The sequence below is a fragment of the Marinimicrobium sp. C2-29 genome (assembly GCF_038419845.1).
In the GTDB taxonomy this organism is placed as follows: Bacteria; Pseudomonadota; Gammaproteobacteria; order Pseudomonadales; family Cellvibrionaceae; genus Marinimicrobium.
Genome location: NZ_JBCAQT010000002.1, coordinates 59624 through 70850, shown reverse-complemented (window position 1 = coordinate 70850; position 11227 = coordinate 59624). Strand labels below are relative to the sequence as shown.

At 53.9% G+C, this 11227-nt stretch carries 7 protein-coding genes; 1 reads left to right on the top strand and 6 read right to left on the bottom strand.

The genetic code is table 11. The annotated features are described in order from the left end of the window. Positions 1–36: 36 nt before the first annotated feature. On the bottom strand, positions 37–273 hold the full coding sequence (locus tag AAE484_RS02260; RefSeq protein WP_341936705.1) for a hypothetical protein: 237 nt from the start codon (positions 271–273) through the stop codon (positions 37–39). 570 nt (positions 274–843) lie between these two features. Here AAE484_RS02260 and AAE484_RS02255 point away from each other — a divergent pair. Then, a complete protein-coding gene (locus tag AAE484_RS02255; RefSeq protein ID WP_341936704.1) occupies positions 844–5694 on the top strand; it encodes a Kelch repeat-containing protein in 4851 nt (1616 codons plus the stop codon). Between the two features lie 63 nt (positions 5695–5757). Here the strand turns inward: AAE484_RS02255 and AAE484_RS02250 are convergent, their stop codons facing one another. The 5 genes from AAE484_RS02250 to AAE484_RS02230 are packed head-to-tail and all read right to left on the bottom strand — an operon-like array spanning position 5758 to position 11201. Then, positions 5758–6705 (bottom strand): sulfotransferase family protein, encoded by a 948-nt coding sequence (locus AAE484_RS02250; protein WP_341936703.1) that lies wholly within the window; start codon positions 6703–6705, stop codon positions 5758–5760. Further along, positions 6702–7736 carry a GNAT family N-acetyltransferase gene (locus tag AAE484_RS02245; RefSeq protein WP_341936702.1) on the bottom strand — a complete coding sequence of 345 codons (1035 nt, stop codon included), beginning with the start codon at positions 7734–7736 and terminating at the stop codon, positions 6702–6704. Before AAE484_RS02245 ends, AAE484_RS02250 begins: the two co-directional genes overlap by 4 nt. A gap of 53 nt (positions 7737–7789) precedes the next feature. Beyond that, positions 7790–8698 (bottom strand): glycosyltransferase family 2 protein, encoded by a 909-nt coding sequence (locus AAE484_RS02240; RefSeq protein ID WP_341936701.1) that lies wholly within the window; start codon positions 8696–8698, stop codon positions 7790–7792. Positions 8699–8722: 24 nt separating this feature from the next. After that, positions 8723–10249, bottom strand: a complete 1527-nt coding sequence (locus AAE484_RS02235) for a lipopolysaccharide biosynthesis protein (RefSeq protein WP_341936700.1) — start codon at positions 10247–10249, stop codon at positions 8723–8725. Next, positions 10242–11201: a glycosyltransferase family 2 protein gene (locus AAE484_RS02230; protein ID WP_341936699.1), complete on the bottom strand. Its 960-nt coding sequence runs from the start codon at positions 11199–11201 to the stop codon at positions 10242–10244. Before AAE484_RS02230 ends, AAE484_RS02235 begins: the two co-directional genes overlap by 8 nt. Positions 11202–11227 lie beyond the last annotated feature (26 nt).

Genomic DNA, 11227 nt, shown 5'->3' with positions numbered 1-11227 from the left:
AAACTGTCAATCTGATTCGAATAGTTGCTTAAACCGTTAATGTCGATAATGCGCCATGAGCTTATTAGCGCCTCCAGCGGCCAGCTGGCTGGTGAAGAGTTGCTCTCCCCCTCCCCGGCGAAGCAGTTGGCCAACTTCGCCATGCTGACAAGTGCCGGCCTCAGCCCGGATTTTAAGCTTGTAGTCAGTCGAGAAACGCTGCCGGGTGCGCTTCTCCTGGTTGGGGTTGGGAGTCACTTGATTCTCATGCATGTCTGATGGCGTTTTGGGCATTGTTACGCTCCTGAAGCGCGGGTTCTGAAATAGAGTTTCACTCCCTGATGCGGTGTATGGATTCAGGTCGACACGTAGGGGTAGGTAGGACTTGGCTTGTGTAGCTTTTTTTTACGTAGGCATGCCTGTTCAGGGTGTGGTTCTAGACGACACTCCTTTAAAAACAACGACTTGCGGACGATTTTCCAGTGTGGCGCAACAATTGCAGAATAATTGCTGAGCTGTACTAGCAATCGCAAAGCCAGCTGCTTCGGCAGCAAAGTATACAACTGAGCTGCCTTCTAAAGACGGATTTTTAATATAGGTGGGTAGAAAATGAAGGATTTAAGCTCTGGCTATTCAGTTGGGGCCAGCTTTCCAAGGCTGTGCGTTTGTTTTCTTATTTTCCTCATCTCCGCCGCCAACGCCTGGGGTTATGGCATTGTCCACTCTCCGGGGCCTGACAGGGCCGGCGCGACGGTGTTGAACGGTTCCGAGGTGTCGGGAAATATATACACTTTTATCGACGAAGATGCGGGCATTAGTAAGGTCGATTTTTACGTCAACGGTAGCCTCCACCAGAGGGAGGGTTTGGCGCCCTGGGATTTGGCGGGCACCGCCTCCAACGGCAACTCCAGGCCCTATGACACCACCCGGTTGCCCGATGGCGAGCATCTGATCTCCGCCGAGGTCACCCTGGATGACAGCTCGTTGGTGAACCTGACGGCCACCATCCTGGTGGACAACTCGACGGCAGTTTTGGAGCCAACACCCGCCTCCTTTTCTGAAACACTCCACAGCCGGTCGATCATCACCCGCCCTCTGACGGTGGAGACGTCCGCTGGCAGCGAGGTGGATGTCAGCCTCGGGGTTGACCAGAGTTGGGTCTCGTTCAGCGCCGCTTCCGGAACCACGCCGTTTTCCACCAATGTGGCCCTGGACTCCAGCGCTCTGAGCTCGGGCACCCACAACGCGACCATAACCGTCTCCTCCTCCAGTCTGAATCCCATTACCATTCCGGTGACGCTGGAGCTCAACTTGAGCAGCGGAACCTATGATTTGATGGTTTCACTCAGCTCTGATCGCTCTGCGGCCGATGTGCTTCAGGGTCAGTCGGTTCTGGGGGATATCTTTGTCTTTACCGCGCCGGACTCCGGTGTCTCGTCTGTCGATTTCTACTTGAACGACCCCGGCCATGCCGGTAGTCCTTACAAGAAGGAGGGCGCGGCCCCCTACGACTTGGCCGGCACGGCCTACAATGGCTCGGCGCAACCCCTGGACACCACGCTGCTGGCCGCCGGGAACTACACGGTCACCGCCGAACTCAAGCTGTCGAACGGCTCCCTCGACTACGCCTCCGGCGATTTCACCCTTAGCGGCGGGGGTTTCAACTTTTCCCCCGATTCGCTCAGTTTCACGGTTACGGATCCGGAAACCACCGCCGAGGCCACCGTGGATATCAGTTATGCAGAGGGCGCCGAAGAGATTTACACCATTACCTCCACGGCGGGCTGGCTGCTCGTGCAGCCGGATATGGAAATGACTGCGGCCACCCACACTGTCAGTGTCGATGTTACGGGGCTGGATCCGGGCACCTACCAGGCGGAGCTGGTGGTGGAGGGGCCCGTTACCGACACTATACCTGTGTCCCTCACCTACGAGACGCTGGATTCGAACAGCTTTACGGTGATGGTGAGTGCCGCCAGTGACCGCAGCCACTCCGTGGGCCTGGACGGCCAGGAGCTGGTGGGCAACGCTTACGTGCACCTGCAGCCGGAGGATGGCGTCAGTAAGGTAGAGTTCTATATCAACACCCTAGTCGACGGCACGCCCGACAAGATCGAGCGGTTGGCCCCCTACGACCTGGCCGGCACGGCCTCGAACGGTTCGGCGTTGCCGTTCGATACCACCACTCTGGCCGACGGCAATAACTTTGTTACCGTGGCCGTCTATAAGAGCAACGGCGGTAACGAGACCCTCGGGGCCAATTTCACCGTGGCCAACAACCCTGACCCCGCCTTTATCCTATCGCCCGAAGAAGTCTTCGAGTCGGCCAATTCGGGCGATTCCCCCCGGGGCGTGATTGTGTCTCTGGGCCTGAACGCTAGCGCCGAAGGCATTACGCCCAATTTCAGTGTCAGCGAAAATGTGTCCTGGCTCGGGGTGAGCCCGGCAAGCGGTACCGCGCCTGAGGAGCTGACCCTGACGCTGGACCCCAGCGGGCTCAGCGGCGGTACCTATGAAACCACGGTCACCATCGTCAGCGACGCTCTGCCCACCGTCAGCCTGCCGGTGGCCCTGACCGTGCTGGACGGTCTGCCCAGCCTGGTGGCCAACCCGGGTCAGATCACCCTGACGGTGCCGCCGGATTCGGGCACCCACACGAGCTCCTTCGACATTTCCACCAGCAACGGTTCTTCCACCGCCTACAGCGACCAGTCCAACCAGTTCTGGCTCACGGTTGAGGGTAACGACGGCTTCGCGCCGGAGACGGTAACGCTCAAGGTCGACAGCAACGGCCTGGATCTGGGTGTGTACAAGGCGGAGCTGGAACTGACTGCTACCGACTACGGGCCGACAACGGTATTTGTCACCCTGGAGGTCGCCGACCAGACCGATTGCGGTCCGGTGCCATGCTCCGAAGTAAGGGTGAATTTACCCTACATCCTGGAGTTCGAGGAGGGTGCCGGGGGTGTGCTGGACCTGTTCGGTCAGGGCATGGGCTTTACCTATGTGTTGCCGTCGAGCAAGGTCGACTCCTACCTACAGGACAACGTCGAGTTGAATCTCGGCGCGGGCGTGCTGGATATCACCTCCACCAAGGGCATCCTGCATCTGGACGTGAACAACCAGATCAATCCGCTGGGCGTGGGCTTTGCCGGCCCCAACCAGATCACAAAAATCACCACTACCCTCAACAACCCGCACCCCGGCACCGGCAACTACGAGCAGGCCGGCCTCTGGTTCGGCTACAACGAGGACAACTACGTCAAGCTGGTGTACAACTCCTTCCTCGCCGACCCGGTGGTGGAGTTCGCCTACGAACAGAACGGCGTCTGGACTAAAAGCACGGCCAGGAAGGTCGGCGATCTCAGTGGGAGCCGGCTGGAGCTGGAGCTGATTGCCAACCCCAGCACGCGGGCGGTGGATGCCTACTACTTAATCAACGGCGGCTTCCGCACCCACGTGGACAACATTATTGTTGAGCCGGAATTTTTCAGTTTTGATGCCGCTGGCATTGACCCGGAGATCGGCACCCGCAGCTTTACAGGCATCATGACCACCAATCGTCACGGCCCGGCGCCGATCACCTACGAGTTCGAGCGCTTCGCGGTGGAGGCCACCGTAAGCGAGGCGGTAGAGACGGCCTTCTCCTTTAGCCGCAGTTCCCATCCGCTGGATTTTCCCACCGCCATGGTGTGGGCGCCGGACGGCAAGCTGTATGTTACCGAGCTGTTCGGCACCATTCACGCGCTCACCTTCGACGAAAACCTGAACGCAATTTCGGATGAGGTGATCACCAGCCTGACGGACACCCTGGGCCAGCGCCTGACTTTGGGCATAACCTACTATGACGACGACCCCTCGGACGACAGTGTCTTTTCCCTATGGGTCGCCTCCTCCAGCCCCTCAATCAATGACGGCGTAGCCAACTCCAGCACCGTCACCCGGCTGTCCGGCCCCAACTTCGGGACCGTTGAGCAGGTGATCACCGGCCTGCCGCGCGCCAAAGCCAACCATGCCATCAACCACATCCATTTTGGCGCCGACGACCGTCTTTACATTGCCTCCGGCGGCAACACCGGCGCCGGCGCGGTGGTGGACGAGCCCAATGAGTTCAAAGACCGGGCCGAACAGCCTCTGTCCGCCGCTCTGCTGGTGGCCGATGTATTTGCGGGCGGCTTCGACGGCAGCTGCGCCAACAACGAGGACATCTACGGTCCGGCCCCTTGCGACGTGGTGACCTACGCCACCGGCTTGCGCAACACCTACGACTTTGTATTCCACTCCAACGGCGAGATCTACGCGCCTGACAATGGCCTAGGCGTGACCGGCGGCTTCCCGCCCCGGCCGGAGCCCGATTGCAGCGGCATTGCCAGCGCCGTCCCTGTGGAACAGGGCGGCCACAACCCCGGGTCACAGCCCGACTTCCTGGTCCGGCTTCAGCAGGGCCGCTACTATGGCCACCCCAACCCCTCCCGTGATGAGTGTGTCTTCCAGGATGGCAGGCTGCAAGGTGTGGCACCTCTGCCCAACTATGAGCCTCCGATGAGCGATCTGGGCATGAACGCCTCGGCTAACGGCATCATTGAGTATCGCTCTTCCAGGGCCTGTGGCAGGCTACAGACGGACCTGTTAATCGTCCGTTACTCCCTGGGTGATGATATTGTGCGGGTGCAGCTGACCGGAGATGGCCTGGCGGTCGAATCCCAGGAGGTCCTGGCGACCGGGTTCAATGACCCACTCGTGATTGCCGAGCGCAACGGCGACCTGTTCGTGGGCGAGTTCGGTGGCGGTAAAGTCACCGCCCTGCGGCTGGATCCGGTGGCCTGCTGGTCGACCGCCCAGCCCATGCCGGTCGAGATTCTGGACCCGGGCAGTGTCGGCGCCGACGGATACCTTTACAGTATCGCCGGCAAACTCTCCAGCGGTCCGGTCAACCACGTCTATCGCTACGACCCGAATTTCGATGCGTGGGCGCAATTGGCCAGCAAGCCGGGAACTGCGGTTGAAAACCCGGCCGTGGCGGCCGACGGCGGTTATCTCTACGTGATGGGAGGCTCCAGCGGTCCCTTCTCCGGCGCCGTGGACGAACTCTGGCGCTACGACATCGCGGCCAACAGCTGGAACAGCCTGGCACCCATGCCCCAACCGATGGGCGGCATACGGGCTGAAGTGATCGACGGGCGAATTTACGTTGCCGGCGGCATGAGCGGCAACGGCGCCTCGGTAGCGAGCCTGATGATCTACGATATCGCCAGCAACAGCTGGTCTTTTGGGCCCAGCATGGCTCAAGAGCGGGACAACCCGGGAACGGTGGTCATCGACGGTGAGCTCTACGTGCTGGGCGGCCGCCACCGGCTCTCCGACGGCTCCACCCTGGCAGAAGGCGTGGACTCCATGGAGATCTACAACCCGCAAGTGGGCAGCTGGCGCGACGGCGGCGTCATAAGAGGACGGCGTACCTTCGCCATAGGTGCCATCGATGGCAAGCTCCAGGTGGTCGGTGGCGAGAAGAATCCTGACTCACCGGGACAGATGTTCTACGAAGTGGATGTTTACGATCCTGCCACGGGCAACTGGAGTCAGTTGGATGATGCGCCCGAGCCGAGGCACGGCGGTGCCTATGCGACCATCGGCAACCGGCTGATTGTCGCTGGCGGAGGCAGCGCCGCAGGCTCGAGCTTTACCGATACCACTCAGATCATGGTTCTGGACTAGGAGGGTCCCCCCTACGTAAGTGCCTGACCAACCCCGACCGATCATAACCGCGTGGTTGGGCACTTACTTTTTCTTTAACCGCCAGGCAACTGATTCCTGTACTCTATAGTAGAGCTTCTTAAGGAGTTTGAGCTTGTGATGTTTGACAGAGACGTCGTAACCATGTTGATTTAACAGATCCCCAGAAATTTCATAGGCTATAGCTTGATCTGGGCCGTCCAGGACGCTCTTCCATTTATAGCATTGATTTTCCGAAGGTCCTTGTTGAAGATTTGCATGTATTCTCTTGACTGCATCCGGTAAGCTGTCCCATTCGTTCGAGTAGCTACTTACCATTTCATTCTGGAAATCTATTTTCAGGAGTGAGCATATTTTTCTTAAGTTCTCCTCTGGTTCACGAACCAGGTCTTCGAACCGCAGTTCTAAATAGCGGTCTGGTGGAAGCATGGCAAGCTGGACTTTGCAAAGGGTGGCCATCTCTTTCCAGAATTGCATTGCGATAGGAAAATTGGACGGTCCCCAGCTCCTGTCCAATAAAGACAAAGCCACATCGCGGCCGTCTCTTATTATATGAATATACTTGGCATTCGGGAATATTCGATTAAGAACATGAATATCGGGAGTGTATCCGGGCGTTTTGTCGCCATAGATTGGCTTCCCCTTCTTTTTTGCGTAACAACGGTAGATCTCATTGATTAATCCGGGTAAATCTCTGCACTTGTCAAGGTCCAGATCTTCTTTGCGTACTGGTGGTTCCCACTTGGACACAAAGTACCCTGAAAGTATCTCGTCAATCAGGTTCTCCAAGTCTGAATCATTGGTGAGATTCGGCGTCAGTCCATACTTGTTATAGCAATGGACCATAAAGTTCGACTCATAGGGAATGGCGATCTCGCTGTGGGAATTCAGCATAGAGCTGAGGAGCGTAGTGCCCGAGCGAGGTGCTCCCACAATAAAAATGAAAGGATATCCTTTCAAATTTTCAAGAGAGTTAGCTGTGTTATTAGTCATTGATGATGGCTCATTTTGTTAAGGCGATGTTGCGCCTTTATTTGAACGCTCTTGACAATTTTCCAATAGCTTCTTGTGGCGATGTGGCTTCTCAGGAGAGTTGTGTGAGTCGCGATCCTTTCCTTGTAGTCAGTTTTCTTGCCCTGGCCTGCTAGAAAATCGTAATTTTGTCTTGCCTTTAGTGTGTCTTCAATAGCATAACCCAGGTGTAATGACCCGAGTGGAATCTTGTGGGCAAAGTGTTCATGATAGCCACTCTGTAAATTATATCGCCTGTTCTGCCATATGACGTCGAAAAGTACCGAAACCGGTTGGCCGTCTACCATGATTGCCTCTGGAACTGCCTCTCCACCACTGTCGATCAATCGCTGACAAAAGTTTTTCATGAAGTTCATCGACTGACCTGAATAACAGGGGTTGCCCCAACGCTGAATATGAAAATCATTGAGCAATTGAAAAAACTGCTCTATTTCGATTAGAGAATACTGTTGGCGTTGCACTTCTCCGTGCTTTTCGAGCCGTGATCGACGGTTGAAAAACGCGAGTCTCGTGCTTTTGCCAAGCTTGGCTAAATAGTGATCAAAATCCATATTCTCTATTGAATAGCCTGGCTCCTCTTTGATCAGATGGTTGCCCCAGGGCTCAAAGTCAATCAGAGAGAGTACGTCGTCCTCTTCCTGATATCCGGCTGCGATGTCAGTTAAGCACATCTGCTGCCAAGGCAGTTTGTGTAGCTCTTTACTAAGTTCATGTATGCTGCCGCTTTCTCGTATCAGATCAGAAATATCGTTGTACTCTGAACGAGGCGTGCTCAAGGTGCCAAAACCGTTGCCGACCAGACAGAGTACCGATACTGGCATGACACGCTTGAATCGGTGCGGAATCCGGTAAAGCATTTCCAGGGGATTGCCTCGGCCACCCAGATCGATCAGTCCCTTCGAAATGTCTTTCCCCCAGGTATCCAGCCAGGCTTGAGTCCAAGCCTCCGTGCGGAACACTGATTGTGAATGTGAGTGTAAATTGTTGGACATTTTTATCAATTACCACAATATAGTGTGCTTCCGACCCTACATTTTTCCTGCTGTTATGATTTTTGGGATGGCATTCTTTTAAGGTATAGGTCGGCGGCTAGAGGTAAAGCCTGGAGTAGGCGCTCATGTTGAAACTTTTTAATGGCAAGTTTCACGAAGGATCGGAAATAGCTCCGGGCACGATTCCTCAGCTTTAAGGCGCGAATCGGGCTATCTTCCTGCTCCATCAGAAGGATGCGGCTTTTGGTGTAATGGTAAAGCATAGACAATGTGTTTGAACTCACGTTACTATCATGCATTCTCCGCCTGAATACAAACTCATTTATTACCACCACGGGGTGGTTGGCGGCCATACGGTAGTTTAGATGATAGTCTTCGCAAGCCTTGAGCTGTTCACTAAAGCCGTTCTGATTTCTAACCAGTTCAGTGCGGTACATGACCGAGACGGTAATACTAAAGTTCTCTTCAAGGAGAAGGTTCGCCGCCTTACCCTTTGGAAAAATCAGCGTGTTTTTCGTTATTGAGTGTTGAAATTCTTTGCTTAGTTGTGGGCAGGTTGAAAAATGCCCTTCGCTTACCACGCCATTCTTGAAGTTACGATAGTCGCCGACACACATGGCAGCGTCCGGGTGATCCTCCAGAGCCTCGACTTGACGTCGGGTTCTATCCGGCTCCAATAGGTCGTCCCCATCCAGGAACGAGATATAGACTCCTTTTGCCATCTTGAGGCCAGTATTCCGGGGCTTAGATGGTCCGCCGCTATTGGATTGTTTAACAATCTCAATCTTAGGCAAGAAGCGCTCCGCTAGTGCGATAGTATTGTCCGAAGAACCGTCATCTACCAGTATTATCTGAAGGTTAGGGTAGTCTTGATCGACCGCGCTTTGGATCGTTTCTTCTACATATTGTTCGCAGTTGAACGTCGTTATCACGATAGTAACCAGAGGGTATTCTTGCGTCATTCTCTGAGCCTTAAAAAACTGATATTAAGCTTCGCGTTTGATCAGAAAGCGGGGAGTGACCCTTTTGGCCAGGCCACGCTCGCGAGCGGACATGTCAAATATGAGAAAAGCCAGCCCTATTCCGGCGGCAGCCAGAACAGTCGCCGCCAGGTTCCAGGTGATCTCAGGTGTGTCTCTATTGAGAGACAGATCCAAAAGGTAAACCATCGGTATCAAAAGTAAAGGCCGGAATGAGCCTATCATCAGTGAGTGTAACCTCTCCACAGATAACGCCTTGCCGGCGAGGATTGGCAAAAGTAGGAGGCGACCGACCAGTAAAGGAGCGGATATGGCATAGGCGGCAAATAGGGGGCCGAGTTCATAAATCGGCAGCCCTATTCCCAGAAGCAGCGCGCTAAGACAGGTTTCGAAGAAGCTGATTTTTGCCGTCAGTTTGTGTTGACTGGTGGCAAGAAGCCCTGTGTTGAAAGCGTTCGCCGCCAGTGAACTCATGCGTCCAAATAGCAATACCAGGAGAATATGGTAGCCTGTTTGGTAGTCAAAATCGCTCCCCATCCAGTAGTACAATATGGGTTCGCCCAACAGGATAAACCCGCCTATGGTGATGGCGGCGCAATAGCAGTTCATGCGGTTGAATAGAATCAGGTCGTCCCGAAACTTGACCTTGTCTGCTCTTGCCGTGTGATCGGTGAGGACGGGCAAGGCAATATTCAACATTTTGAACAATAACTGACTGGAATACTCAACCAGGCGCACAGAAACGTAATATACGCTAACCGCGGCCAACGAAATAAAACCGCCGATAAAGAAAATATCGATTCTCTGTTTGATCATCTGGTTGACATCGATCAAAAACGCCCAGCTACTGTAACTGAACAACTCCTTCATGGTTTTCTTTTCGGCGTATTGGCGAGATAAGCGCATCTCCGAATAAATCGCCTTTGCGAGAATGTAAAATAACAGGTTGCCTACGGCACCAAAAATAAGGCCAACCGTTGCTATCGCAATGACTTGATAGCCCAGATATAACAGTGTGATGACCGTTATGGTGGATGCGACTTTTAAAGCAATGCGGTAAGTTGATAGGAGATCATAGCGGTAGTGGGCTGTGGCCACTCCCGCGAAGGCTTTGACGGGGAATTCTGCAGCAACTGTGAGTCCCAACAAAATCAGCACTAACTGAAATTCGCGTTCCGAGATAACATCGGATAGATCGGGGCGATAAAAGAACGCAACAAGTATTACCACCAGAACGATAACGGCACATAAACCCGTGTATATCAAAAGGGAGGAGTTAATAACCTTGTTGGCCTTGGTATGATCCGCGTTGGATATGGCGTGAGTGACGTTGCGAGTTACGGCTGCGGCAAAGCCCAGATCGAATATATACATAAGCCCTGTAAAACTGCCAGCCAGCACCCAAAATCCGTAAAGATCTTCACCGAGGTGGTGAAGCAACATCGGCAGCGTAATAAAGCCAGCGATGATTGCTACAACAGCTTCAGCGGTTCTCAGGGCTGAACCTTTCAGCATTAGGCTCAATTTAGACATTTTTTGCATTCTCTGGTTCTACTTGACGTCGAACAGCCTTTGCGGCGATTTCTACCAGAAGTTTGGTTCCTGATAGTGATACAAGCATGTTCGATCTAAACGTGGAGCGAAACCATAGTTTGGTGGCGGCACCTACACGATTATCATACAGGAGAATACTGATGTAAGAGTGGTAGCGCAGTCTTCGGTAAGAGAGCTTTTTCCAGAGATTTTTAACCCCGTTCGGTGAGTGCCTGTCGACCACCAGTAACTGATATTTCAAGGCGGTCTTCCATTTGTGCTGACCGGTCACACTGCTGTGATGCTTTCGGTAATGTTGCAGCACTTCGTTGGTATGAATAAAAGGGTATTTCTTCGCAAGCCGGATCCACACTTCCCAGTCGTGTGCTGTCCAGACTTCCGGATCCCAGAGGCCGTCAGCACAGATAGTGGATCGTTTGGCGAAGAGAGTGTTCAGGTTCACCATTTGCTGGTGGTCCATTGATAGTAGGTTATGGACGTAGTCTCCCGCTTGAGAGGGAGGGCAACTGATGGTCCCGAATTCTTTGTTCCCCTCTGAATCTTCGGTAAAACGTTGCACACAACCGACGACCACGGCGTCGGGATTGTTGTTTAGTGCTTCCAGCTGCATTTCGATTTTTGTTGCGGGCCAAAGATCGTCAGAATCAATAGAGGCGACATAATCGCCGTGCGCCATCTTGAAGCCTATGTTTCTGGCTGTTGGACTATAGGAGTTCGCTATTTTCTTATAGTGTACCCGGGTGTCGGTTTGCATCAGTTCCTTGATCACTTCCTCGGTATTGTCGGTAGAGCCGTCATCAACAACAATTATTTCCAGGTTTTGGTAGGTCTGGGCTCGAACGGAGTCAATGGTTTCCCCAATAAGTTCCGCGTTGTTGTACGTCGGCATGATAACGCTAACAAGGGGGTTGGTTTCGATAAGGCTAGCCATTTGCGGTTTCCATGATTATCAATCGC